20 protein-coding genes are annotated in these 23,983 nt (G+C 66.9%); 9 read left to right on the top strand and 11 right to left on the bottom strand.

The window, feature by feature from the left end; translation table 11 throughout:
- Window positions 1-242 precede the first annotated feature (242 nt).
- Window positions 243-761, bottom strand: a complete 519-nt coding sequence (locus AC06E7_RS07920; RefSeq protein WP_068848396.1) for a c-type cytochrome — start codon at window positions 759-761, stop codon at window positions 243-245.
- Window positions 762-866: 105 nt separating this feature from the next.
- Window positions 867-1,481 (bottom strand): TetR/AcrR family transcriptional regulator, encoded by a 615-nt coding sequence (locus AC06E7_RS07915; protein ID WP_068848394.1) that lies wholly within the window; start codon window positions 1,479-1,481, stop codon window positions 867-869.
- 102 nt (window positions 1,482-1,583) lie between these two features.
- Here AC06E7_RS07915 and AC06E7_RS07910 point away from each other — a divergent pair, with 102 nt between their 5' ends.
- From AC06E7_RS07910 to AC06E7_RS07895, 4 genes are all read left to right on the top strand, one after another.
- Window positions 1,584-2,747, top strand: coding sequence for an isovaleryl-CoA dehydrogenase (locus AC06E7_RS07910; RefSeq protein ID WP_068848392.1), 1,164 nt, complete (start codon window positions 1,584-1,586; stop codon window positions 2,745-2,747).
- Window positions 2,748-2,757: 10 nt separating this feature from the next.
- Window positions 2,758-4,368 (top strand): carboxyl transferase domain-containing protein, encoded by a 1,611-nt coding sequence (locus AC06E7_RS07905; RefSeq protein ID WP_478063979.1) that lies wholly within the window; start codon window positions 2,758-2,760, stop codon window positions 4,366-4,368.
- A gap of 32 nt (window positions 4,369-4,400) precedes the next feature.
- Window positions 4,401-6,398 (top strand): acetyl/propionyl/methylcrotonyl-CoA carboxylase subunit alpha, encoded by a 1,998-nt coding sequence (locus AC06E7_RS07900; protein WP_478063977.1) that lies wholly within the window; start codon window positions 4,401-4,403, stop codon window positions 6,396-6,398.
- 161 nt (window positions 6,399-6,559) lie between these two features.
- Window positions 6,560-6,943 (top strand): NHLP-related RiPP peptide, encoded by a 384-nt coding sequence (locus AC06E7_RS07895; protein ID WP_478063975.1) that lies wholly within the window; start codon window positions 6,560-6,562, stop codon window positions 6,941-6,943.
- Window positions 6,944-7,165: 222 nt separating this feature from the next.
- On the opposite strand, the gene AC06E7_RS07890 is transcribed toward AC06E7_RS07895, so the two are convergent.
- Window positions 7,166-8,323: a putative peptide maturation dehydrogenase gene (locus AC06E7_RS07890; RefSeq protein WP_478063974.1), complete on the bottom strand. Its 1,158-nt coding sequence runs from the start codon at window positions 8,321-8,323 to the stop codon at window positions 7,166-7,168.
- A 195-nt stretch (window positions 8,324-8,518) separates the two neighbouring features.
- Here AC06E7_RS07890 and AC06E7_RS07885 point away from each other — a divergent pair, with 195 nt between their 5' ends.
- Complete coding sequence (locus AC06E7_RS07885) at window positions 8,519-8,821, top strand: NHLP-related RiPP peptide (protein WP_478063972.1); 303 nt, start codon at window positions 8,519-8,521, stop codon at window positions 8,819-8,821.
- Window positions 8,822-8,842: 21 nt separating this feature from the next.
- On the opposite strand, the gene AC06E7_RS07880 is transcribed toward AC06E7_RS07885, so the two are convergent.
- The 4 genes from AC06E7_RS07880 to aceB all read right to left on the bottom strand — a co-directional run bounded on the left by AC06E7_RS07880 (window position 8,843) and on the right by aceB (window position 15,708).
- The gene (locus tag AC06E7_RS07880) at window positions 8,843-11,323 is read right to left on the bottom strand and encodes a putative peptide modification system cyclase (protein ID WP_478063970.1); all 2,481 of its coding nucleotides are present in this window, start codon (window positions 11,321-11,323) and stop codon (window positions 8,843-8,845) included.
- 12 nt (window positions 11,324-11,335) lie between these two features.
- The gene (locus AC06E7_RS07875) at window positions 11,336-12,379 is read right to left on the bottom strand and encodes a GGDEF domain-containing protein (RefSeq protein WP_478063968.1); all 1,044 of its coding nucleotides are present in this window, start codon (window positions 12,377-12,379) and stop codon (window positions 11,336-11,338) included.
- 333 nt (window positions 12,380-12,712) lie between these two features.
- Window positions 12,713-13,996 carry an isocitrate lyase gene (gene aceA, locus AC06E7_RS07870; protein WP_068848379.1) on the bottom strand — a complete coding sequence of 428 codons (1,284 nt, stop codon included), beginning with the start codon at window positions 13,994-13,996 and terminating at the stop codon, window positions 12,713-12,715.
- Window positions 13,997-14,058: 62 nt separating this feature from the next.
- Entirely contained in the window at window positions 14,059-15,708 is a 1,650-nt protein-coding gene (gene aceB, locus AC06E7_RS07865; RefSeq protein WP_478063965.1) for a malate synthase A, read from the bottom strand.
- Window positions 15,709-15,814: 106 nt separating this feature from the next.
- On the opposite strand from aceB, the gene AC06E7_RS07860 reads away from it, so the two are divergent.
- Together AC06E7_RS07860 and AC06E7_RS07855 are read left to right on the top strand one after the other, a co-directional pair.
- The gene (locus AC06E7_RS07860; protein ID WP_068848374.1) at window positions 15,815-16,783 is read left to right on the top strand and encodes a LysR family transcriptional regulator; all 969 of its coding nucleotides are present in this window, start codon (window positions 15,815-15,817) and stop codon (window positions 16,781-16,783) included.
- Window positions 16,784-16,792: 9 nt separating this feature from the next.
- Window positions 16,793-17,698, top strand: coding sequence for a LysR substrate-binding domain-containing protein (locus tag AC06E7_RS07855; RefSeq protein WP_478063963.1), 906 nt, complete (start codon window positions 16,793-16,795; stop codon window positions 17,696-17,698).
- Here the strand turns inward: AC06E7_RS07855 and AC06E7_RS07850 are convergent.
- Window positions 17,688-18,959, bottom strand: coding sequence for an MFS transporter (locus AC06E7_RS07850; RefSeq protein ID WP_478063961.1), 1,272 nt, complete (start codon window positions 18,957-18,959; stop codon window positions 17,688-17,690). The genes AC06E7_RS07855 and AC06E7_RS07850 overlap by 11 nt on opposite strands.
- Window positions 18,960-19,202: 243 nt before the next feature.
- Window positions 19,203-19,829, bottom strand: a complete 627-nt coding sequence (gene lepB, locus AC06E7_RS07845; RefSeq protein WP_068848367.1) for a signal peptidase I — start codon at window positions 19,827-19,829, stop codon at window positions 19,203-19,205.
- 249 nt (window positions 19,830-20,078) lie between these two features.
- Between lepB and AC06E7_RS07840 the strand changes: the two genes are divergently transcribed.
- Together AC06E7_RS07840 and AC06E7_RS07835 are read left to right on the top strand one after the other, a co-directional pair.
- Complete coding sequence (locus AC06E7_RS07840; protein ID WP_217537688.1) at window positions 20,079-20,483, top strand: hypothetical protein; 405 nt, start codon at window positions 20,079-20,081, stop codon at window positions 20,481-20,483.
- Window positions 20,484-20,486: 3 nt separating this feature from the next.
- Window positions 20,487-20,930 (top strand): 3-dehydroquinate dehydratase, encoded by a 444-nt coding sequence (locus AC06E7_RS07835; protein WP_478063959.1) that lies wholly within the window; start codon window positions 20,487-20,489, stop codon window positions 20,928-20,930.
- A 210-nt stretch (window positions 20,931-21,140) separates the two neighbouring features.
- On the opposite strand, the gene dcp is transcribed toward AC06E7_RS07835, so the two are convergent.
- Window positions 21,141-23,297, bottom strand: coding sequence for a peptidyl-dipeptidase Dcp (gene dcp / locus AC06E7_RS07830; RefSeq protein WP_478063957.1), 2,157 nt, complete (start codon window positions 23,295-23,297; stop codon window positions 21,141-21,143).
- Between the two features lie 105 nt (window positions 23,298-23,402).
- A complete protein-coding gene (locus AC06E7_RS07825) occupies window positions 23,403-23,963 on the bottom strand; it encodes a lysophospholipid acyltransferase family protein (RefSeq protein WP_254622084.1) in 561 nt (186 codons plus the stop codon).
- Window positions 23,964-23,983 lie beyond the last annotated feature (20 nt).

Genomic DNA, 23,983 nt, shown 5'->3' with positions numbered 1-23,983 from the left:
AAACATGAAAGTCGGCTTTGCCGGAGAGGCTGGATGCGTGGACCGGGCGGGACGGTTGGACCCGGCCGGTAGAGCCGACTGTTAGTCGGCTTGGCTCCGGAGCACGGGAGGTTGCAGGGTCCGCGCGAACGGCAGCCGACTAACAGTCGGCTCTACCTGCAGCCGACTAACAGTCGGCTCTACCCTCAGCCGACTAACAGTCGGCTCTACCTGTCGGCTCTGCCGTTCGTGATGTGCGCCGGTTATTTCAGGTTCGCCAGCATCCAATCGACGGTGGCGTGGATCTGCTCTTCGCTCAGGCCGGGGTTGCCGCCCTTGGGCGGCATGATCCCGCCATCCGGGCCGGTGTAGCCCTCGATGGCGTGCTTGTAGAGGGTGTCCTTGCCCTGGGCCAGGCGTGCATCCCAATGGGCGTGGTCCAGGGTCGGTGCCTGGCCGACGCCGGTGGTGTGGCAGGCGGTGCACAGGTTGTCGAAGATCACCTTGCCATCGGTGGTGCCGCCGTATGCCACCTGCGAGGCGGCCTTGGCCATCGCCGCCGCCTTGGCGGCGGCCTGGTCGGCAGCACCGGTGGCGCCGGCATAGACCGCACCGGCCGGGGCAATGCGCAGTTCGGTGCGCTTGGCGGCCTGGGGCGAGACTTCAGGGGGAATGCGGGTGTGCAGGTACGCGGCGAACAGGATCAATCCGAGCGTGATGGCCATCAATAAGGCAATGACCATGGAAAAGCGTTTCAGGAACTCGAGGTCGTAATTCCGCACTCTCTGTTACCCCTGGCTGGTAGTCGTTGGACCACGGCTTGTCGGCCGAGTATGACCAGCGTCGGCGGCGCTCTGCAAGCCGCCTCCCACTACCGCAATGCAGCATCAGACCTGGGAGGCGCCTGCAGCACGCAGGCAGAAAACGCAGATGGATTCGACCAGCGCGGTCTGGTCGCCGTGCGCATCGCGGCTGGGCGCGGTGGGGCCGACCAGTGCTTCGGTGAACGCACCGACGATGCAGGCGGCCGCCACGTCGGTGTCCTGCGCAGGGAAACTGCCGGCTTCAACGCCATCGGCCACGATGCGGCGGAACACGTCACCGAACAGGCGGCGACAGCGGATGCGCTCGGCTTCCACTTCCGGATCCACCGGTTCGGCGATGAAGGCATAGGCCAGCCCGGGGCCGGCCAGCGCGCGGCGCACGAAGGCGGTGATCGCCCGGCGCAGGCGCTCGGGCGCGGGCAGCGGTTCGGCGGCGATGGCTTCGAAGATGCGCAGTTCATGCTCGACCGCGTCGGTCAGCACCTCCACGAACAGCTCGGCCTTGGACGGGAAGTGCCGGTAGATCAGCCCGGTGGACACCCCCGCTTCTGCCGCCACGGCGGTGACCGGGGCATTCCGGTAGCCGCCGGCCGCCACCAGGCGCCGGGTGGCCAGCAGGATCCGCTCGCGGGCCCCGGCCAGGCGTTCTTCCATCAAAGCTGAGCGTTTATAGGCCATTTGTTGATTCTATGTTCAATTTTTGAATTTGTGTTCACTTTTACCCCCGGGAGGACTAGGCTGGGAGCATTCGACCCCTTCCAGCCGTTGCGGAGCCGCCTCATGCACGTCCCCACCATGAACTTCGACCTCGGCGAAGAGATCGACATGCTCCGCCAGAGCGTGGCCCATTTTGCCTCGGCCGAGATCGCGCCGCTGGCGGCCAAGGCCGATGAGGAAAACCTGTTCCCGCACCCGCTGTGGCGCAAGCTCGGCGAGCAGGGCCTGCTCGGCCTGACCGTGGAAGAAGAATACGGCGGCAGCGGCATGGGCTACCTGGCCCATGTGGTGGCGATGGAAGAAATTTCGCGCGCTTCGGGCGGCATCGGCCTGTCCTACGGCGCGCACTCGAACCTGTGCGTGAACCAGCTGCGCAAGAACGGTACCGAAGAGCAGAAGCAGCGCTTCCTGCCCGGCCTGTGCAGCGGCGAGAAGGTCGGCGCGCTGGCCATGAGCGAACCGGGCGCCGGTTCGGACGTGGTGTCGATGAAGCTGCGCGCGGACAAGCGCGGCGACCACTACGTGCTCAACGGCAACAAGATGTGGATCACCAACGGCCCGGATGCCGACGTGCTGGTGGTGTACGCCAAGACCGACGTGGAAGCCGGCGCCAAGGGCATCACCGCCTTCCTGGTCGAAAAGGGCATGAAGGGCTTCTCCACCGCGCAGAAGCTGGACAAGCTGGGCATGCGCGGCTCCAACACCTGCGAACTGGTGTTCGAGGACTGCGAAGTGCCCGAAGCGAACGTGCTGGGCGCGGTCGGTGGCGGCGTGAACGTGCTGATGTCCGGCCTGGATTTCGAGCGCGTGGTGCTGTCCGGCGGCCCGCTGGGCTTGATGTCGGCCGCGATGGACGTGGTGATGCCGTACGTGCATGAGCGCAAGCAGTTCGGCCAGGCGATCGGCACGTTCCAGCTGATGCAGGCCAAGCTGGCCGACATGTACGTGGGCCTCAACGCCTGCCGCGCGTATGTGTATGCAGTGGCGCGCGCCTGCGACCTGGGCCGCACCACCCGCCAGGATGCGGCCGGTGCGATCCTGTATTCGGCCGAGAAGGCCACCTGGCTGACCGGCCAGGCGATCCAGATCCTGGGCGGCAACGGCTACATCAACGAGTACCCCACCGGGCGCTTGTGGCGCGATGCCAAGCTGTATGAAATCGGCGCGGGCACCTCGGAAATCCGCCGCATGCTGATCGGCCGCGAACTGTTCCAGCGCACCAAGTAAGGACCAAGCCATGACGGTACTGAGCACCCAGCTGCAACCGGGCAGCGAGAGCTTCGAGGCCAACCGCACTGCGCTGCAGGCGGTGGTCGACGACCTGCGCGCCACCCTGGCGCAGACCGCGCTGGGCGGCACGGAAGCGGCGCGGCAGAAACACACCGCGCGCGGCAAGCTGCTGGTGCGCGACCGCATCGATGCCCTGCTCGACCCGGGCAGCGCGTTCCTGGAGATCGCACCGCTGGCGGCGCACGGCATGTACGGCGACCCCATTCCCAGCGCAGGCGTGGTGGCCGGCATTGGTCGTGTGTCCGGGGTGGAATGCGTGATCGTGGCCAACGATGCCACGGTCAAGGGCGGCACCTATTACCCGATGACGGTGAAGAAGCACCTGCGCGCGCAGGAGGTGGCCGAACAGAACCGGCTGCCGTGCATCTACCTGGTGGATTCCGGTGGCGCGTTCCTGCCGCTGCAGGACGAGGTGTTCCCGGACCGCGACCATTTCGGCCGGATCTTCTACAACCAGGCCAACCTGTCGGCGCAGGGCATTCCGCAGATCGCCTGCGTGATGGGCTCGTGCACCGCCGGCGGCGCGTACGTGCCGGCGATGAGCGATGAAACGGTGATCGTGCGCGAGCAGGGCACCATCTTCCTGGGCGGCCCGCCGCTGGTGAAGGCCGCCACCGGTGAAGTGGTCACCGCCGAGGAACTGGGCGGTGCCGATGTGCACACGCGCATTTCCGGGGTGGCCGACCACATGGCCGACAACGACCTGCAGGCGCTGGCCCGGGTGCGCGCGATCATCGCCCAGCTCAACTGGCGCAAGCCCGAACCGGCACTGGCGGTGCAGGCCCCGGTGGAACCGCGCTACCCGGCGCAGGAACTGTACGGGGTGATCCCGGCCGACACGCGCAAGCCCTATGACGTGCGCGAGGTGATCATGCGCCTGGTGGACGATTCGCGCTTCGACGAATTCAAGCCGCGCTACGGCAACACGCTGGTGACCGGCTTCGCGCACCTGCACGGTTACCCCGTCGGGATCATCGCCAACAACGGCATCCTGTTCTCCGAATCGGCGCTCAAGGGCGCGCACTTCATCGAGCTGTGCACCCAGCGCGGCATTCCGCTGGTGTTCCTGCAGAACATCACCGGCTTCATGGTGGGCCGCAAGTACGAACACGGCGGCATCGCCAAGGACGGGGCCAAGCTGGTGATGGCGGTAGCCTGCGCCAAGGTGCCCAAGTTCACGGTGGTGATCGGCGGTTCGTTCGGCGCCGGCAACTACGGCATGTGCGGCCGCGCCTATTCGCCCAACTTCCTGTGGATGTGGCCGAACGCGCGCATCGGCGTGATGGGCGGCGAGCAGGCGGCCAGCGTACTGGCCACGGTGAAGCGCGATGGCATTGAAGCCAAGGGCGGGCAGTGGTCGGCGCAGGACGAAGACACCTTCAAGACGCCAATCCGCGACCAGTTCGAGCAGCAGGGCCACCCCTACTACGCCAGCGCGCGGTTGTGGGATGACGGCGTGATCGACCCGGCCGACACCCGCCGCGTACTGGGCCTGGCCCTGTCGGCCAGCCTCAACGCCCCGGCCCGCAAGACCGATTTCGGCGTGTTCCGGATGTGATCCGGCCCCCTGGCATGCGCAACGAGACTTCCATGTTCACCAAGATCCTGATCGCCAACCGTGGCGAAATCGCCTGCCGCGTCATCGCCACCTGCCAACGCCTGGGCATTGCCACGGTGGCGGTGTACTCCGACGCAGACCGCGATGCACGCCATGTGCGCCTGGCCGACGAGGCCGTGGGCATCGGCCCGGCACCCGCGCGCGAAAGCTACCTGCGCGCCGACGCCATCCTGGACGCCGCGCGCCGCACCGGCGCGCAGGCGATCCACCCCGGTTACGGCTTCCTGTCGGAAAACGCGGACTTCGCCCAGGCCTGCGCCGAGGCGGGCATCGTGTTCATCGGCCCGTCTGCGGCGGCGATCCGCGCGATGGGCGACAAGAGCGCGGCCAAGGCGCTGATGGCGCAGGCCGGCGTGCCGCTGACCCCGGGCTACCACGGCGACGCGCAGGAACCGGCGTTCCTGCGCGAACAGGCCGACGGCATCGGCTACCCGGTGCTGATCAAGGCCAGCGCCGGCGGCGGTGGCAAGGGCATGCGCAAGGTGGACGACAGCGCAGCGTTCACCGACGCGCTGGCCAGCTGCCAGCGCGAGGCGCAGTCCGCCTTCGGCAATGCGCACGTGCTGGTGGAAAAGTACGTGGAGCGCCCGCGCCATATCGAGATCCAGGTGTTTGGCGACAGCCACGGCAACGTGGTGTACCTGTTCGAGCGCGACTGCTCGGTGCAGCGCCGCCACCAGAAGGTGCTGGAAGAAGCACCTGCGCCGGGCATGACGCCCGAGCGCCGCGCCGCCATGGGCAAGGCCGCGGTGGATGCCGCACGCGCCGTGAACTACGTGGGCGCCGGCACGGTGGAATTCATCGCCGGGCCCGACGGCGATTTCTATTTCATGGAAATGAACACCCGCCTGCAGGTGGAGCACCCGGTGACCGAGTGCATCACTGGTACCGACCTGGTGGAGTGGCAGCTGCGCGTGGCCAGCGGCGACCCGCTGCCGCTGCAGCAGGAACAGCTGCGGATCAACGGCCATGCACTGGAAGCGCGGCTGTACGCCGAAGATGCCGACAAGGGCTTCCTGCCTTCCACCGGCACCCTGCGCCACCTGCGCCTGCCGTCCGGTAGCGCGCACGTGCGCGTGGATGCGGGTGTGGAACAGGGCGATGCGATCACCCCGTTCTACGACCCGATGATTGCCAAGCTGATCGTGTGGGATGTGGACCGCGATGCCGCGCTGCGCCGCATGCAGCAGGCGCTGGCCGAGTGCGAAGTGGTGGGCGTGACCACCAACGCCGCGTTCCTGCGCCGGCTGGTGATGACCGATTCGTTCGCCAACGCGAAGCTGGATACCGCGTTGATCGAACGCGAGCAGGCCGCACTGGCGCCACATCAGGGCGATACCGACCCTGCCCTGTGGGCGCTGGCGGCCGTAGCTGCGATGGCGACGGACGCAGCGGCCCCGGTGGATGCCCGCGACCCGCACTCGCCGTGGCAGGCGCGCGATGGCTGGCGGCTGGGACAGCGTGCGGCGCGGCGGCTGACCCTGGAGCATCGCGGCAGCCAGCAGGTGGTGGCCGTTGAAGGCCATGGCGAGGCGTGGTCCATCGAGGTGGGCGGCACCACGGTATCGGCGCAGGGCCGGATGGTGGGCGAGCGGCTGGCGTTGCAGGTGGGAGAGCGCCTGCACCGCGCCCGCGTGGTACGCGATGGCAGCGAGCTGTACCTGTTCGGCAACGACGGCGTGCAGCGCTTCACCCTGCATGACCCGGTCAGCGAAGCCGACCACGCGGTAGCGGATGCCGGCAGCCTGGTCGCACCGATGCCGGGCCGCATCGTGGCCACGCTGCTGGCACCGGGCACGCAGGTGGTGCGCGGTACACCGTTGCTGGTGCTGGAAGCGATGAAGATGGAGCACACCCTGCAGGCCCCGGCCGATGGCACGGTCCAGGGGTATCGGGTCAAGGCGGGTGACCAGGTGGCCGATGGCGCGGTGCTGGTGGATTTCGAAGCAACCACTGGACATGTTGGTTGATGGCCGAAGACCCCTGGCGCCATGGGTGGCTTAGCCCCACGCGGGATGTATGATCCATCCGGGGCTCCTCCTACCATCGCCCGACCGGCTCGGGAGGCCCATACACTGGCTGGCCAGCATTTTCCGCTCGGGCGTGGCGCGATTTGTCGCCTCGACCGGCGATGGCAGCTGACGCTTTCCAACTCAGGGACCTTCCAATGACTTCGACAAGTGCACCCCTACCTGCGGACACTGTGCAGCGTCTTCTTGATCTTCTGACAAGCGACGATCAGTTCCGCGCCAGTTTCTCTGCCAACCCTTCGCACGCACTAGCGACGCTCGGCGTTGACACAGACCTGACCCGGAACTGCTGCGACCCGATCGCCAACCTTGGTTCGAAGGAAGAATTCCAGGAGATGCGCGAGAACCTCGCCAAGCAACTCCAAGTCAAATCGCCGTTCCGCGTTGTGTTCTGCTTCGAGGCTGGCGGCCCTGTACCTCAGCTTGGAATCCGACCGCTGCCATCGAACTTGCAGTACTCTGCGTCACCTGCCAACACCCGGTGACGAGCGGGCGTGCACTAACCAACCCCTCAACCTGCTGACAACGGGTGGTGGGTTTCGCATTCTGCCGCCGATGCGCGCAGGCAAGGACTGGTTCAACGTTCAAAGCAGCCGGCGAACTCAGTTCCGCCGGCTGCATTTTTTCTCGAGCCGGGTAGATACGGCGCAGTTCAGACAACCGAGCCATGATGGGTTCCAGGCAAGCATCATGGTATCTACGCCGTGCTATCCCCAGACCAGGCGATTCGGATCGAATTCGGCGGTGCCGAGGGTTTCACCCCGCCATCCCACGCCAACAATCGCCACGGGGCTCTGGGTAATACCATCCAGGCCGAACGCTGCTTCCGTATCGCCTTCATTGATGGCAGCCGTGACGAATGCGGCCATGCCACGCTCGGTGGCGGCCATGTACAGGGCCTGGGAGATGTGCCCCACGTCCAGCAGCAACGCGCGGTATGCTTTGGCGTGATTGCGGTACTTCCAGTAGGTACGCGCGTAGCGCGGCACCAGCACCAGGTGCGCGGCCGCGTCTGCAAACCAGTCCTGCCCTGAGAGCATGGCGTTTGCAACCTCCTGCAGCGGACGGTCGCAATGGCGCGGCAGCGCGACCAGTGCATGCTGCACCGGGTGGTAGTGGTACAGCCCCGGCTGGAGGTCGTCCACGCGCTGCACCAGCAGGTAGGTCTCGGTGGCATGCAGGCCGCCGCCGGAGGGCACGTTCTTTTTCAGGAACTCGGTATCTGCTTCCACCTGCACCACGGCCTGTGCCTTGACTGTCCGCTGCAGGAGCTGCGCAAGAAGCTCTCGGCTGATGCTCCGCTGTCCGTCGAAGTTTCGGCAGGTTGTCCTGCGCTCGAGTAACTGATCGTAGTCGGTACGGCCTACCGGCGGCAGTGGTTCGTAGTGCCCGGGCCGTGGCTCCACGGCCGGCGGCGGCGCACCCAACTGCGAGCGCAGCCCGCTGGCGGTGGTGAGGTTATTGGCGTGCATCTCGGCTGCGCTGTCTACCCCTTCCCAACGGCCATGGCGGTGCGCCAAGGCGGATAGTGGCCACCAGTGGCTGTCTCGGAGGGCTTCGTCTCGCAGGCGATGAAGTGAATATGACTCGTCGTCCGAGATCAGCAGGCCTGCATCGAGCAGGGGTTGCCATACCTGCTGACTGTCCTCGAGGCTGGATGCATGCTGCCAATGCCGTGGACTCAAGCCGCCCAGCAGCTCGCGCTGCGCCACGCTGACCGCCACGGGCTGGTCGAGGTGCGCGGCAATGGCGAACCAGGCACTGCGGGTAGCAAGCTCTGCCCGACCCTGCAGAATCGCCTGCAGGTCGAACTGGACCTCTTCCCGGGGCTCAAACATCACGATGGTGCAGCGGCGCAGTTTCATGTGGACGGTCCGTACGCGTATTTGGCCATTCTAAGGGAGGAAACTGGACAGCACGGCCTGCGTGTCCTGTAATCGGCGGGTTTTACGTGTTGCCTCACAGCCCGCAACCCTGCGCTACCCGGCTACACAGGGCGTGGCTCTACATTCCGGGTCAAACCGGCCGATAACCTTGTCTCCACCCTTGGACCGACCGCAATGAGCGAAGAAATCTCCGGTAAGAGCAAGATTGCACCTGAAGCCGCTGCACGACTGGTCAGCAAGCTGATCGACGATTCCGCTTTCCGCGAACGTTTCCAGACCGACGCACGCAAGGCCTTGGCCGAGATCGGCTACGACGTGGACGCGCAGCCGGACTGCTGCGATATCCAGAAGTTGGCGTCGGTGGAGGAATTGCGGGCCGTGCAGGCGCAGCTCGAGAAGCATCTGAGCACCTCCTACACCGCCATGCATGTGATCTTCTGCTTTGAAGCTGGCAAGGTCGGCGACGCACTCAAGTAAGACAGTCGGCCTGTGCCCGCGTTACTGCGGGCGCAGGCTGGCGTCGGCCAACGTGTCGTGAACGTTGAGCGGCTGCATCAATTGCATGACTGCGACTTCCGCAAAGCCGCGGCCGCGATGATCAAACAGCCATTCGTTCTGCTCTTGGAATTCCACCACGTTGCCAAGTTCGCGCTGCACCTGGCGCAGGGCCACACGCGCCTGCACCGGCTCGGTGCCGTCCATCAACGGTAGCAAGAGCGCTTCTGCTTTCGCAGGTTGGCCTTCGCCCAGTTGTTGCATGGCCAGCACCAGGGTGCGCCACTTGGTGATGACCGGACTCTTTTGTTCCACAAACAGCGGCGCGTACTCACGCAGCAAGCGGTTTGCCAAGGTCTGGTCGCCTTGGCGTTGGGCCAGGTATATCAGGCTGAGCAGCCGGCTGACCCGGTCCGGCAGGTTCGGGTCACGGGTGTTCGCCAGCAACGGAGCCAGCTGAGTGGCGATCTGGGCCAGCGCCGTGGAATTGCGGCGATCGCAGGCCGCATCCACCACTGCATGCATCAGCTGCACGTGGATGCGGAAGTCCACCGATTCAGCCGGCTCGGCCTCGCTGGCCATCGCATCTGCCATTCCGGTGCAGTCGTCCTGATCTGCCGCCAGCAACATTCGCGCGCGCTGGTTCATGATGGCCTGCACCTCGTCGCGGCCCTTGGGCAACATGGCCAGCAGTGCGTGGGCATCCTTGTAGCGCCGCAGCGCGATGAGAGCGTCCACCCGTGCATCGCTGGCATTGCGCCCCGTCATCTGCTCGGATACCTGGAAGCTGCGCATCGCTTCGTCATAGCGATTGGTGCCCAGCTGGATCCAGCCCAAGTGCTGCATTGGATATGCACGCATCGGGTCTTGCGGCACCGCCGCCGCACGGGCATATCGCTCAGCCTCTTCGAACCGATTGTCCATAACCAGATACCAGGATGTGTTCGCGAGTCCAGCAAAGGAATCCGGATACACATCGGCCAGCACCCGCCAGTCTTCCAGCGGCCACGCGTCGGGTCGCATCTCGGTGGCCCATGCCTTCAGGTAAAGCCGCTCGCGGTGGGGAAGGCGGTCGTACAAAGACTGGGCGCGTTCCAGATGTGGCAGCGCTTCGGTTCGCCGGTCCAGGCGTACCAGCAGCTTGGCCAGTCCTACATGCGCCATGGCGAAATCCGGGTCTGCATCGAGCGCTGCTTCGTACAACTTTGCCGCTTCGGAAAAGCGGCGGCGTCCCAGGGCGTTCTCGGCCAGCGCGAAGGATTTAAGAGCCTGCAGATTGCCGGTGGATGCCTGCGGAAGAGGCACCGATTCCTGCACCGATGCAACGGTTTCGCCCAGGCCAGCGCGCAATCGACCAATCACGTCGTCTACCGCTTCGATAACGCTTTCAGGCCCCTTGGCCTCCGCCCGGTAGGTTCGTACCAGTTTGTCGGTGGTCGGATCCATCAGGTCCACTGCGACGACATAACGTCCGTTGGACACGTTGATACTGGGCGCCAAGACCATGCGCGCCCCCTCCCGCGAGGCAATGTCGCCGGCCAGTTGGCGGTCAAGCCCACGTTCGGCCGGCACCCGCAGAAGCTCGCGCGACTCCTGCACCTTCGCCACCGACAGCACGTTGACGTAGCGTGACTGCTCGAGGCTCAGCAACAATGCCCGTTGCAGGCTGCTGTCGAACAGCGGCTCGCCGCTGATGTTGTCTACGTCTGCCACCACTACCCAGTCGCGCTCGGCGAAGGCGATGGCAGGCTCGGGACGCAGCAGCATCCAGCCCCCGACGCCCAACATCGCCATCACTGCAATTTCTGCCGCCAATGCCGCCGGGCGACGCCAGATCGGCAGCTTGCGCTGTGCCTTGGCGTTGGCTTTGGGCATGCGCATCGGTCCGAAGCCGGGCTCACCCACCTCGAACACCTGCTGCACGGTTGAAATGCCTTTGAACAACCACGGGCCGTGCGAGCGCCATTGCAGTTTTTCCGCTCGTTCTCCCAACTCGCTGCTGGCGCGACGAGTCAACGATTCGGCTACCGGCGACAGCAGGATCTGCCCGGGCAGGGCCAGCGCCATCAGGCGCGCAGCCATCGGCTTTGCCAAACCTTCCACTTCCACTGGTTTGGCACCTGCCTGGACAGCTTCAGGCGTGTTGTCCCAGATCAACACTTCGCCCACGTGTAGTCCGGCACGGGCGCGCAGTGGCAGGTTGCACTGCTCGCCCAGCTTTTGCAGTTCGCGGCGATAGTCCAGCGCGAACCCCAACCCGTCGATCGCCCGGTCGAATAGCAGGAACAGACCATCGGAGCGGTCGATCTGGCGTCCATTCCATTGCTGCTGCAGCGCCAGCACCAAACGGTCGTGCTGCTGGAAGACCTCGGCTGCGGCGCTGTCGCCTATGCGTTCAACCAGGATCAGCGAATCGCACAGATCGGTAAACAGCAGCGCGCGCAGCTGTGGGGACTGGGTCGACGTTCCGTTGTCGCCGTTCATTCAAATACCCCGTCAGGGCGTGGCGGTCGCGGCACGCGACCAGTGCAACCGGTTGCCGCCCAGGCGCTTGGCCTGGTACAGCGCATTGTCGGCGCGGGCGTACCAATCGCTCCAGTCGCTGTCCGGTTCCAGCAGGCTCACGCCGATGCTGACCGGGCAGACATGCGGCTGGCCGCCCGGCCGGCCCATCAGGCCGTGCACGGCACTGAGGATGAACTGGGCCGCGTGCTGGAGGGTATCGGGATCCGCTTGGCGCAACAGCAGGCAGAACTCATCCCCGCCCAACCGGCAGGCACGATCCTGTTCGGTGGCTACCGAGCGAAGGATGTTGGCCACGCTCTGCAGCACGCGGTCGCCGGCCTGGTGGCCGTGCTCATCGTTGACCTGCTTGAAGTGGTCGCAGTCGATCAGCAGCAGGCCCTGCGGCGCGCCGTTGTCGTGGCTGCGGCATTCCTGCAGGTACAGCGCCAGGCCGCGGCGGTTGTGCAGGCCGGTCAACTCGTCGGTACGCACCAGTTCGCGGGTGTGGGTGAGCTGGTGGGTGGTGACGTACAGGTTGTCCAGCGCGGTTTCGAGGTCGTGGTTGCGCCGGCGCAGCTGGCGGATCAGCACCTGTTCGTTGCTCACCACGCGCATGATCGTGCGGCGCAGGAAGTAGGCCACCAGGCCCGGGTCGCGGTCGACCAGGCGCTGGAAATCGGTGTGGTCCAGTTCCAGCACCAGCGAATCGGTGGTGGCGCGCGCGTCGGCGCTGCGCGGATGGTCGCCGATGAGCAGGCCCAGTTCGCCGAAGAATTCATGCTGGCCCAGCGTCTTGACCACCAGGTCTTCGCCGAAATCCAGCTCGATGGCACCGGTGACGATGACATACATGGTGCTGCCGGCCTGGTTGCGCAGGAACAGGTGCTCGCCGGCGCGCAGCGCGCGGTGCTGGCCGAATTCGGCAAACAGGGCGAATTCGCCGGCGCTCAGGACCGCGTGCACGATCTCAGCCATCGCGGTCTGCGCGATGTCTGACGCTCGTTCGCACACATTCGTCGCAAGCTTGCCGGTCATTCCCGTACACCCGCTTCCCAGCGTTCCCCGGTGAGCGAATGAGGATAGCACCCCTTAAAAGTGTGCGCCTCATCCCATTTCCATGCCCCGGCGCCCGGATTTCTCCGGCGCTCCGGCCCAGTCTTCCCCAACGCAGCGACCGGTTTGAACCGGCCATCCCCTACCGCATGGAGCCTTTTGCGGACCGTAGCATCTGGCGGGGGCATATAAAAGAAGGGCCACCCCTACAGGGGCGGCCTTCTTCGGGGTGGGTTCCCGGGGATCCGGCCAACGGCCGGGGTTACCCGGGTGGCGCGGCCACCCGGCGGCGGCCGCAGCCGCCGATTCCGGGCGTCAGGCCGCCCGGAATTGTTCCTCTTCGGTCGAGCCGGCCAGGGCGGTGGTGGAGGACTGGCCCTGCTGGATGGCCTGGGTGACGGCGTCGAAGTAGCCGGTGCCGACCTCGCGCTGGTGCTTGACCGCGGTGAAGCCCCGGTCGGCGGCGGCGAATTCGGCTTCCTGCAGTTCCACGAAGGCGCTCATCTGGCGGCGGGCGTAGCCGTGGGCCAGGTTGAACATGGAGTAGTTCAGGGCGTGGAAGCCGGCCAGGGTGATGAACTGGAACTTGTACCCGTAGCGGGCGATCTCCTTCTGGAACGTCGCAATGGTGGCGTCGTCCAGGTTCTTCTTCCAGTTGAAGCTGGGCGAGCAGTTGTAGGCCAGCAGCTTGCCCGGGTACTTCGCGTGGATGGCTTCGGCGAACTTGCGCGCGAACTCCAGGTCCGGCTTGCCGGTCTCGCACCAGATCAGGTCGGCGTAGGGAGCGTAGGCCAGGCCGCGGCTGATGGCCTGGTCCAGGCCGTTGCGGGTCTTGTAGAAGCCTTCCACGGTGCGCTCGCCGGTGGCGAAGGGCTGGTCGTTGGCGTCGATGTCGCTGGTCAGCAGGTCGGCGGCTTCGGCGTCGGTGCGGGCCACCAGCAGGGTGGGCACGCCCAGCACGTCGGCGGCCAGGCGCGCGGCGTTCAACTTCTCGATGGCCTCGCGGGTGGGCACCAGCACCTTGCCGCCCATGTGCCCGCACTTCTTCACCGAGGCCAGCTGGTCTTCGAAGTGCACGCCGGCCGCGCCGGCTTCGATCATCGCCTTCATCAGCTCGAAGGCGTTGAGCACGCCGCCGAAGCCGGCTTCGGCATCGGCCACGATGGGCTGCAGGAAGTCGATGTCGTCCTTGCCTTCGGCGTGGTGCAGCTGGTCGGCGCGCAGCAGGGTGTTGTTGATGCGCTTGACCACCGCCGGCACCGAATCGGCCGGGTACAGCGACTGGTCGGGGTACATCTGGCCAGCCAGGTTGGCGTCAGCGGCGACCTGCCAGCCGGACAGGTAGATGGCGTTGAGGCCGGCCTTGACCTGCTGCATGGCCTGGTTGCCGGTCAGCGCGCCGAGCGCGTTGACGAAGTCCTTTTCATGCAGGTACTTCCACAGCTTCTCCGCGCCCAGCCGGGCCAGCGAATGCTCCACGTGCACGGTGCCGCGCAGGCGCACCACGTCGGCGGCGCTGTAGTTGCGCTGGATGCCGGCCCAGCGCGGGTCGGTGTTCCATTCGTGCTGGATCTGTTCGGCGGTCGGCAGCTTGGTCATGGCAATTCTCCAGGGGATGAACATCGAAAGCGGTAGCGCCGGGCCCTGCCCGGCTGGGCGGGTCAATCGATCCGGTCGTAGGCCGGCAAGGTCAGGAAATCGGTCAGGTCATTGCGGCGGCTCAGCTCACCGAGCAGGGCGATGGCCTCGTCGATGCGCGCCCCGCCCGGCAGCGCGCTGCGCTCGCCCAGGCGCGCCGGCAGCGCGGCCAGGGTGGCGTCGAGCAGGGCCAGGTCGATGGCGGTGCCGTCGTCCAGGTGCTGGCCGGGCACGTGCAGCCACTGCCACAGCTGGCTGCGGCTGATCTCGGCGGTGGCCGCGTCTTCCATCAGGTGGTGGATGGGCACGCAGCCGTTGCCGTCCAGCCAGGCGGCCAGGTAGCGCACGCACACTTCCACGTTGCCCTCGAACCCTGCGCGGGTGATGGTGCCGGTGGGCGCGGCGATCAGCTCGTCGCGGCCCACCCGCACATCGCGGCGCAGCACCGCGTGCTGGTTGGGGCCGGGCATGTGCGCGTCGAAGATCGCCTGCGCCACCGGAATCAGCGCCGGGTGCGCCACCCAGGTGCCGTCGTGGCCGGCGGTGACTTCGCGCAGCTTGTCGGCACGCACCCGCGCCATGGCCTGTTCGTTGGCGGCGGCATCATGGTTGATCGGGATCTGCGCGGCCATGCCGCCCATCGCGTGGGCGCCACGGCGGTGGCAGGTCTGGATCAGCAGTTCCGAATAGGCCTTCAGGAACGGCTGGGTCATGGTCACCTGGCCGCGTTCGGGCAGCACCTTGTCGGCGTGCTTACGGAAGGTCTTGATGTAGGAAAAGATGTAATCCCAGCGGCCGCAGTTCAGGCCGACGATGCGGTCGCGCAGCGCGTGCAGGATCTCGTCCATTTCGAACACCGCCGGCAGCGTTTCGATCAGCACGGTGACCTTGATCTGGCCATGCGGCAGGCCGACCATGCCTTCGATGTGCGACAGCGCGGTTTCCCACAGCGCGGCCTCTTCCATCGACTGCAGCTTGGGCAGGTAGAAGTACGGGCCGCGCTGGCGGCACATCAGGGTGCGGGCGTTGTGGAAGGCGAACACCGCCGCATCGAACAGGCCGCCGGCCAGCGGCTGGCCATCGATGCGCACGTGCTTTTCATCCAGGTGCCAGCCGCGCGGGCGCACGATCAGCACGGCCTGTTCGTCGAGCGGGCGCAGCGCGTAGTGCTTGCCGGGCTTGCCGTCCGTGCCGGGCGCGGTGTGGGTGAGGTCGCCGCGCACTGCGCCGATCAGCGCCTGCTGCCCGGCCAGCAGGTTGCGCCAGGCCGGGGCGGTGGAATCCTCGAAATCGGCCATGAACACCTTGGCGCCGGAGTTCAGCGCGTTGATGACCATCTTCGGGTCGGTCGGGCCGGTGATCTCGACGCGGCGGTCCTGCAGGGCGTCGGGGATCGGCGCCACGCGCCAGTCCTCGCTGCGGATGGCGGCGGTGTCGGTGCGGAAATCCGGCAGGCCGCCGCCGTCGAAGAAGGCCTGGCGCTCACGGCGGGCCTGCAGGCGGCGCTGGCGTTCGGGTTCCACCGCGCGGTGCAGCGACACCAGCAGCGCCAGTACCCCCGCCGGCAGCAGGGCCGACTGGCCGGCAAGCTGGGTGGTCAGGGCGATGCCCGGGGTGGCCGGGGCATCGGCCGGGGTGGGCTGGGCGGTGGCGAAAGCGGCGACAGCGGACATGTCCAACTCCTGCGTTGCGGGTGATGCCACCGTGCGCCGGAGTGTGGTATTTGACAAAACAGTTATCGCAATGCTTTACATAAGCTGAGCTTATATTCGTTACGCCATGCCCACACCGAAGCCGCCAAGTCCTCGTTTTTCCTACAAGTCTGACCGGCTCAAGCCGCTGCGGGCGTTCTGCCAGACGGTGCGATTGGGCTCAGTCTCACGTGCGGCTGAGGCGCTGTTCGTCAGCCAGCCGGCGATCAGCCAGCAGTTGCAGGCACTGGAACGCGAGTTGGGGGTGGGCCTGTTCGAGCGCAGCGGGCGGCGCCTGGTGCCCAGCCGCGAGGGCCAGCTGCTGTTTGAAATGGCCCAGCCGCTGGTGGAAAGCCTGGACGGGCTGGAGGCCAGCTTCCGCGACAAGGTCAAAGGGCTGGATGCGGGCGAGCTCAACATTGCCGCCAACAGCTCCACCATCCTGTACCTGCTGCCGCGCATCGTGGAGCGCTTCCGCCAGCGCCACCCGGACGTGCGCCTGACCCTGCACAACGCGATCAGCGCCGATGGCACCGACCTGCTGCGCAGCGATGCGGCCGACCTGGCGGTCGGCTCGATGACCGATGTACCGGCCGACCTGAGCTATGCGCCGGCCTACCGCTTCGAGCAGGTGCTGATCGCCCCGCCCGACCACCCGCTGGCCACCGCGCCGGAGCTGACCCTGCAGGCGATTTCGGCCTACCCGCTGGTGCTGCCACCCAAGCGGCAGATCACCTACCGGCTGGTGGACCAGGTGTTCCAGCGCCAGCGCGTGCCGTACACGGTGGCGCTGGAGGTGGGCGGCTGGGAGGTGATCAAGCAGTACGTGGCGATGGGCATGGGCATTTCCATCGTGCCGGCGCTGTGCCTCAACGATGCCGACCGCGGCCGCCTGGTAACGCGCTCGATGAGCGCGTGGTTCCCCGAGCGCAGCTATGGGGTGATCGTACGCCGGGGCCGCTTCCTGTCGCCGCAGGCACGGGCCTTCATCGAGCTGATCCAGCCGGACCTGTTCAGTCCGCGCAGCTATGATGAAAGCGGTCATTCCGAACGCTGATGCGCTGCCATGTCGATTGAACTTCGCCACCTGCGCTACTTCCTGGCGGTGGCCGATACCCTGCATTTCGGGCGTGCGGCCGAGCGGCTGGGCATGTCGCAGCCGCCGCTCAGCCAGCAGATCCGACAGCTGGAAACGCTGCTGGGCGCGCGCCTGTTCCTGCGCAGCAACCGCCGGGTGGAACTGACCGAGGCCGGGCGCGTGCTGCAGGCGCAGGCCACCGACGCATTGGCACGGGTGGACCAGGCCATCGAACTGACCCAGCGCGCGCAGCGCGGTGAAACCGGCGAGCTGCGCATCGGGTTGACCCGCGCCACGCCGTTGTCCACGCAGATTCCGCGGGCGATCTTCGCCTATCGCCAGCAGTTCCCGCAGGTGCAGTTGAAGCTGCGCGAAATGAACACGTTGCAGCAGATCGATGCGCTGGTAGCCAACGAGCTGGATGTGGGGTTGATCCGCAAGCGCGCGTTGCCCACGCCGCTGATGTCACGCAGGTTGTTCAGCGATCCGCTGGCGCTGGTGGTGCATGACCAGCATCCGCTGATCCGCGACCTGCCGGCCGGTGCGCCGATGGCGCTGCGCCAGTTCGCGCATGAGCCGTTCGTGGGCTTCCTGCGCGAGGTGGGCGCCGGCATCCACGATCACTTCATTGCGCTGTGCCGCAGTGCCGGCTTCACGCCGCGCATCATCCAGGAAGCCGGCGAGGCGTCCACCCTGATCAGCCTGGCCGCGTCCGGGTTGGGGGTGACCGTGCTGCCCGCCTCGTGCAGCCACATCCATGTGGAGGGCGCGCGCTTCGTGCCGCTGAGTGATCGCGCGGCGAGTTCGGAGGTGCATGTGGCCTACCGGCGCGGTAGTCCGTCGCCATTGATCACCCACTTCACCCGGCTGCTGCAGGGCGGCTTCAGCGGCTGAGTGCGAGCGCGGCCGGCAGCGGCTGTGCGCGGCGGCCCAACCGCCAGGCGATGGTGGCGCCGATCGCGGTGAGCACGGCGGTGAAGGCGCACACGCCCCACCAGTCCCAGCGGGTGTAGAACACGCCGCCGGCGGCACCGGCCAAGCTGGAACCGAGGTAATAGGCGAACAGGTACAGCGCCGAGGCTTCGGCGCGCATCACGCCCGCGCGGCTGCCGACCCAGCTGCTGGCCACCGAATGGCCGCCGAAGAAGCCGAACGTGACCAGGGCGATGCCCAGCGCCATGCAGCCCAGCCACGGCAGGGACAGCAGCACGATGCCGAGCGCGATCAGGCCGTAGCAGATGCCGAGCACGCGGCCCCGGCCGTGCCGGTTGGCCTGCTGGCCCATCCACGCCGAGCTGAAGGTGCCAACCAGATACACGCTGAAGATCAGGCCGACCACGGTCTGGCTGAGCCGGTACGGCGGCGCCAGCAGGTGGTAGCCGAGGTAGTTGTAAAGGGTGACGAACACGCCCATCAGCACGAACGCAGTGGCGAACAGCGAAGGCAGGCCGGGATCGGAGAACAGCTGGCGCCAGCGCGCGGGCAGTTCGCGCAGGCCGCCGCGACGGCTCTGGAAGTGGCGCGACGGCGGCAGCTGCACCCACAGCAGCACGGTGCTGAGCACGGCGATCAGCGAGACCACGCCGATGCCCCAGCGCCAGCCCCAATGGTCGGCCACGATGCCGGCGATCAGGCGCCCGCTCATGCCGCCCACTGCATTGCCGCCGATGTACAGACCCATCGCCAGGCCGAGCGCGCGGCTGTCCATTTCTTCAACCAGGTAGGTCATCGCCACCGCCGGCACGCCGCTGAGTGCGATGCCGAGCAGGGTGCGCAGGACCAGCAGCGTGGCCCAGTCGTCGACCATGGCGCTGGCGGCGGAGAGCACGGTGGAGGCCAGCAGCGCGGTGATCATCACGCCACGGCGGCCGACCCGGTCGGAGATCAACCCGGCTACCAGCATCGAAACGGCCAGCAGGCCGGTGCTGAGCGACAGGGCGAGCGCGCTGTTGGCGGCGGAGACGCCGAAGTGGCGGCTGAACTCCGGCAGCAGCGGCTGCACGGTGTAGAGCAGGCCGAAGGTGGAGAAGCCGGCCAGGAACAGCGCCGCCGCCGTGCGCCGGAACGCGGGGGTGCCCTGCTCGATGTGCTGCGAGGGCGCGGGCGGAGGGGGGGTGGGGCTGCGCTCGGGCAGCGCTGCGGTGTCGCCGTTCATTGCGTCTGGGCCCGTGGGGGCGGGCCTGTGCGTAAGGATCAGCGCTCAGGATAGGCAGCCGGTACAGGTCGATCCATAACCTGACGGGTCTGGATTGAGACGTTGTACGTATCAATCAAGGTTTTGCGAGGGCCGGCCAACGGCCGGCGCTACCCGTGGATCGCGGTTTTGGACACCCGACCCCGATCGCGGTTTTGGGCGCCCGACCCCGGTAGCGCCGGCCGTTGGCCGGCCCCCGTGATCTCACAGCGCCTGCCAGGTAAAACCCTCTCCGCGGCGGTAATACACGCGCGCCGCCTTTCCATACAGGGCCTTGGCGTCGACCAGCCCGAAGTAACGGCCATCGGCGCTGTTGCCACGGTGGTCGCCCAGCATCAGCACCTTGCCGGCCGGTACGGCCAGCCCGGTGATGTCCGGGCCGCCGCCCTGGCCTAGGTCGAGCTGGGCCAGGGTGCGGCCGAAGTCCTCCACGTCATCGGTTCCCACCTGGCCGAGCGGGTGGCCGTTGATGCTGAGGTGGCCTTCATGCAGGTCCACGCGGTCGCCGCCCACGGCGGCGATGCGCTTGATCAGGCGGGTGCCGTCCTGCGGGGAATCGAACACCGCCACCTCGCCGCGCTGTGGCACGCCGGTGTGCAGCAGTTCCACCGAGGTGAACGGCAGGCGCAGGCCGTAGGCGCGCATGTCCACCACCACCCGGTCGCCAGGCATCAGGGTGTGCTGCATGGAGCCGCTGGGCACCTGGTAGTGGTTGGCCAGGCTGTCGCGCGCGGCGGCGAGCAGGCCGAGCATGACCAGCAGCGGCAGGGCTTCCTTCTTCAGCCAGTGGAGCAGGCCGTTGGAGCGGGGTTCGGCGGCGGCGGCGGTCATGGTGGCGATCCTTGCGGGCTTGAGTCCTGTCTGACCGTTGCGGCGTTCCGGAGTTCCCTGCGTGACGACCAACGGTCGTCACCTACCGCCGGCTGCAACGGCTGGTAGGGCACGACCGTTGGTCGTGCCCCGACACAAAAAAAACTACGCGTTGTTTACGCGGCCCGGGCATGCGGGTGATCGCCCCTTTATGGCCCGCGCGCGCATCGTGTCGACACCGCGCCTCCGGGCGCTTTGTCGAGGTGTTCCATGACCATCCTGTTGCTCCGGCAGCCGTCGCCGGACCCGCTGCCGGTGCCGGCCCAGCTGGCCGGCCACGCCGTGCACTGCCAGGACTGCGCCACGCTGCCGGCGCTGCTGCAGTGCCTGCGCCAGGCCCGGGAAAGCCAGCCGGCGTGGGTGCTGATCGAGACCGGCGCCGCCGAGCCGGCGCAATGGGCCGCGCATGGCCGCGCGCTGTGCGCGGCGCTGGACGCGTTGCCGGCGCCGTATATCGAGATGGCGGCCAACGATGACGATGGGTTGGATGCGCACCTGCACCCGCTGCATGCGCCGGTGGCGCGGGTGGTGTGCAGCAGTGGCCGCGAGGATGCATGCCGGTTGTCGCTGGCGATTGCCGCGCGCCGGTTGCAGACCGTTGCAGGGAGTGCCTGAGCCATGTCGATCTTCATCATTCGTGGCCCGGAAGCGAGCGGGCAATTGATCCGCACCGCGCAGCCGCTGCCGGCGCCCGTTCTGAAGGCGCTGGTGCACCGCGCGATCGATGCGGGCACCACGGTGGCGATCCGTGCGTGTGGGTCGGAGCAGGAACTGCTGGATGCGTTGCGCGTGGCCGATCACAGCCGCGGCGAGGTCACGCTGCTGGATCCGGGGGCGTGCGTGGGCAGTACGCGCTTGCAGCGGTTGTTGCCGCATCTGCACAACGTGTACGTGGAAGTGCATGACGATGATGCGGGCGCGCCGGAGGATTGCCTGCCGGCGGACGTGGGCCAGCGCATCGGCGTGGCGCATGGGTACTGTGCGCAGAGTTACGTGCACGCCCTGGAGATCGCACTCGATCACCTGGGATGCAGCGAGGTCGGGTGTCGCGTGGGAACATAGGCGGTAGAGCCGACTGTTAGTCGGCTGCCGTTCGCGCGGCGATCGAACGTCCTTGGACCGCGCTTTGCCGACTAACAGTCGGCACTACCGGTTGGGCGACCGGCACCGGTTGGGCGACCGGCACCGGCAGGCCCCGGCACCGGCCGGCCCCGGCACCGGATATGCGAACGGCGGGGTTTCCCCCCGCCGTTCGTTGTTACATCGGCCGCATTACTTCAGGCCGCGGTTGACCAGCAGCGGTTCGACCGACGGGTCCTTGCCGCGGAATTCGCGGTACAGGTCCGCCAGTTCCACGCTGTTGCCGCGCGAGAGGATCTTGTCGCGGAACACCTGGCCGTTTTCAGCGGTCAGGCCACCGTGTTCCTTGAACCACTCGAACGAGTCGTGGTCCAGCACTTCGGCCCAGAAGTAGGCGTAGTAACCGGCCGAGTAGCCGCCGCCCCAGATGTGGTCGAAGTAGGTGGTGCGGTAACGCGGCGGCACCTGGGCCAGGTCGACCTTGTACTTCTTCAGCGCGGCCGCTTCAAACGGGGCCACGTCCTGCAGCTTGGCGTCGGCCGGCTGGGTGTGCCAGGCCAGGTCGAGCAGTGCGGCCGACAGGTACTCGGTGGTGGCGTAGCCCTGGTTGAAGGTACGCGCCTTGAGGATCTTGTCGACCAGCGCCTGCGGCATCGGCTCGCCGGTCTTGTAGTTCTTGGCGTAGTTGGCGAACACCTTCGGGTCCAGCGCCCAGTGCTCGTTGAACTGCGAGGGGAACTCGACGAAATCGCGCGAGGTGCTGGTGCCGGCGATGGACGGGTACTTCACGTTCGAGAACATGCCGTGCAGCGCATGGCCGAACTCATGGAACATGGTGGTGACGTCGTCGAAGCTCAGCAGGGCCGGCTGGCCGGCGGCGGGCTTGGTGAAGTTGCAGACGTTGTAGACCACCGGCTTGGCGCCGGTCAGGCCGTTCTGCTCGACGAACACGTCCATCCAGGCGCCACCGGACTTGCTGTCGCGCTTGAAGTAGTCGGTGTAGAACAGCGCCAGTGAGGTGCCGTCCTTGTCGAACACTTCATACACCTTCATGTCCGGGTGGTAGGTCGGAATGTCGGTACGCGGCTTGAAGGTGATGCCGTACAGCTGGGTGGCGGCGTAGAAGACGCCGTTCTGCAGCACGTTGTCCAGTTCGAAGTACGGCTTGATCTGCGATTCGTCCAGGTCGTACTGCGCCTTGCGCACCTGTTCGGCGTAGAAGTCCCAGTCCGATGCGGCCAGCTGGAAGCCACCCTTCTGCGCGTCGATTACCTTCTGCATCTCGGTGATTTCACCGCGTGCCTTGTTGGTGGCGGCCGGCACGGTGTCGGTGAGCAGCTTGAGCGCGGCGGCCGGGGTCTTGGCCATCTGGTCGGCCAGGCTGTAGGCGGCGTAGTTCTCGAAGCCGAGCAGCTTGGCCTTCTGCGCACGCAGCTGGGCCAGGCGCTGCACCGTTTCGCGGGTGTCGTTGCCATCGCCGCGCTCGGCGCGGGTTTCCGAGGCCTTGAGCACCGCGGCGCGCTGCTCGCGGTTGCTCAGCGAGGCCAGCACCGGCTGCTGGGTGGTGTTCTGCAGCGGCAGCAGGAACTTGCCTTCCAGGTTGCGGGCCTTGGCGTCGGCAGCGGCGGTGTTGATCTCATCCTCGCCCAGGCCGGCCAGGTGGGCCTTGTCGTCCACCACCACGGCAGCGGCGGCGGTCGCGGCGACCAGACGGGTATGGAACTGGGTGGCCAGCGTGGTTTCTTCCACGTTGAGCTTGCGCAGGGCGGCCTTGTCGGCGTCGTTCAGCTGCGCACCGGCGCGGACGAACTCCTGGTAATCGCGTTCAACCAGGCGGGTCTGCACCGGGTCCAGGCCCAGCGAGGCGCGCTGGTCGTAGATGGTCTTGATGCGCGCGAACAGCTTCGGGTCCAGGCTGATTTCATCCTGGTGCTCGGCCAGCTTCGGGGCGACTTCTTCCTGGATCTTCTGGCGCGCTTCGTTGGTATCGGCCTGTACCAGGCCGAAGAACACGCGCGACACGCGGTCCAGCGTTTCGCCGCTGCGCTCAAGCGCTTCGATGGTGTTGTCGAAGGTGGCCGGTTCGGCGTTGTCGGCGATCTTGCGCACTTCGGCCAGGTGCTGCTTCATGCCTTCGTTGAAGGCCGGCAGGTAGTCACTGTCCTTGATGCGGTCGAACGGCGGGGCCTGGAACGGCAGCGTGCTGGCGCTCAACAGGGGGTTGGTGGAGGCGTCGGCCGGCTGCTGCGCGGCGGGGGTCTGGGCGTCGGACACGGGGGTGGACTCCTTGCCGGAACAGGCCGCCAGCGCCAGGCTGATGGCGGCGGCCAAGATAACGGTACGCGACATGAAACGGGCTCCTGGAATGAGGTGAAGCGGCACACAACCGCAGCCGGTCACCCTACTCCCATTGCCCGCGCCCGGCATGTGCCGGACGTGGCGCCTGGGCGTGCTTCAAACGGTGCCGCGGTTCTTGCCCTGCCAGGGGCGGTAATACTCACGGATGGCGGCCATGTCGGCCACGTCGTCGCCGGTGGAGTAGAACAGCGGGCCAATGCCGATGGTCTTTTCCGGGTAGTGGAAATAACAGGCCAGCACCGGCACGTCGGCCATGCGGGCGATCTTCAGGAACCCGGCCTTCCAGTGGGTCACCGCTTTGCGGGTGCCCTCGGGGGTGATCGCGTACCAGAGGCGGTCGGAGTTGCGCAGCAGGCTCACCGCCTGTTCCACGGTGCCCTGCGGCGAGCTGCGGTCCAGCGGGATCACCCCGAGGGTGCGCAGCAGCGGCGACAGCGGCCACCAGAACAGCGAGGCCTTGCCCAGCACCTTGACCTGCATGCCCAGCGCGATCTTGGCCGCCATGCCCCAGAAGCCGTCCCAGTTGGAAGAGTGCGGGGCGACGATGAAGACCAGCTTGGGCACGTCCGGGAAGGTGCCGGTGACTTTCCAGCCGCCCAGGCGCAGGGTGCAGCGTGCCAGCCAGCGCAGGAAACGGTTCGGTTTGACCTGCGGCATGTTGGGCGGCACGGCCGGCA

It is taken from the genome of Stenotrophomonas sp. Steno-Z4, from assembly GCF_056393145.1.
The sequence above is the reverse complement of the archived record's forward strand: the minus strand, read 5'-3'. Positions and strand labels throughout refer to the sequence as shown.

Bases quoted from the DNA above. Each gene is read 5' to 3' on its own strand.
- AC06E7_RS07895 (WP_478063975.1), top strand. From the start codon at position 6,560: ATGGCAGCTGACGCTTTCCAACTCAGGGACCTTCCAATGACTTCGACA.
- AC06E7_RS07835 (WP_478063959.1), top strand. From the start codon at position 20,487: ATGTCGATCTTCATCATTCGTGGCCCGGAAGCGAGCGGGCAATTGATC.
- AC06E7_RS07900 (WP_478063977.1), top strand. From the start codon at position 4,401: ATGTTCACCAAGATCCTGATCGCCAACCGTGGCGAAATCGCCTGCCGC.
- AC06E7_RS07875 (WP_478063968.1), bottom strand. From the start codon at position 12,379: ATGACCGGCAAGCTTGCGACGAATGTGTGCGAACGAGCGTCAGACATC.
- dcp (WP_478063957.1), bottom strand. From the start codon at position 23,297: ATGTCGCGTACCGTTATCTTGGCCGCCGCCATCAGCCTGGCGCTGGCG.
- AC06E7_RS07880 (WP_478063970.1), bottom strand. From the start codon at position 11,323: ATGAACGGCGACAACGGAACGTCGACCCAGTCCCCACAGCTGCGCGCG.
- AC06E7_RS07825 (WP_254622084.1), bottom strand. From the start codon at position 23,963: ATGCCGCAGGTCAAACCGAACCGTTTCCTGCGCTGGCTGGCACGCTGC.
- AC06E7_RS07915 (WP_068848394.1), bottom strand. From the start codon at position 1,481: ATGGCCTATAAACGCTCAGCTTTGATGGAAGAACGCCTGGCCGGGGCC.
- AC06E7_RS07910 (WP_068848392.1), top strand. From the start codon at position 1,584: ATGCACGTCCCCACCATGAACTTCGACCTCGGCGAAGAGATCGACATG.
- AC06E7_RS07905 (WP_478063979.1), top strand. From the start codon at position 2,758: ATGACGGTACTGAGCACCCAGCTGCAACCGGGCAGCGAGAGCTTCGAG.
- AC06E7_RS07860 (WP_068848374.1), top strand. From the start codon at position 15,815: ATGCCCACACCGAAGCCGCCAAGTCCTCGTTTTTCCTACAAGTCTGAC.
- AC06E7_RS07890 (WP_478063974.1), bottom strand. From the start codon at position 8,323: ATGAAACTGCGCCGCTGCACCATCGTGATGTTTGAGCCCCGGGAAGAG.
- lepB (WP_068848367.1), bottom strand. From the start codon at position 19,829: ATGACCGCCGCCGCCGCCGAACCCCGCTCCAACGGCCTGCTCCACTGG.
- AC06E7_RS07850 (WP_478063961.1), bottom strand. From the start codon at position 18,959: ATGAACGGCGACACCGCAGCGCTGCCCGAGCGCAGCCCCACCCCCCCT.
- aceA (WP_068848379.1), bottom strand. From the start codon at position 13,996: ATGACCAAGCTGCCGACCGCCGAACAGATCCAGCACGAATGGAACACC.
- AC06E7_RS07885 (WP_478063972.1), top strand. From the start codon at position 8,519: ATGAGCGAAGAAATCTCCGGTAAGAGCAAGATTGCACCTGAAGCCGCT.
- AC06E7_RS07840 (WP_217537688.1), top strand. From the start codon at position 20,079: ATGACCATCCTGTTGCTCCGGCAGCCGTCGCCGGACCCGCTGCCGGTG.
- aceB (WP_478063965.1), bottom strand. From the start codon at position 15,708: ATGTCCGCTGTCGCCGCTTTCGCCACCGCCCAGCCCACCCCGGCCGAT.
- AC06E7_RS07855 (WP_478063963.1), top strand. From the start codon at position 16,793: ATGTCGATTGAACTTCGCCACCTGCGCTACTTCCTGGCGGTGGCCGAT.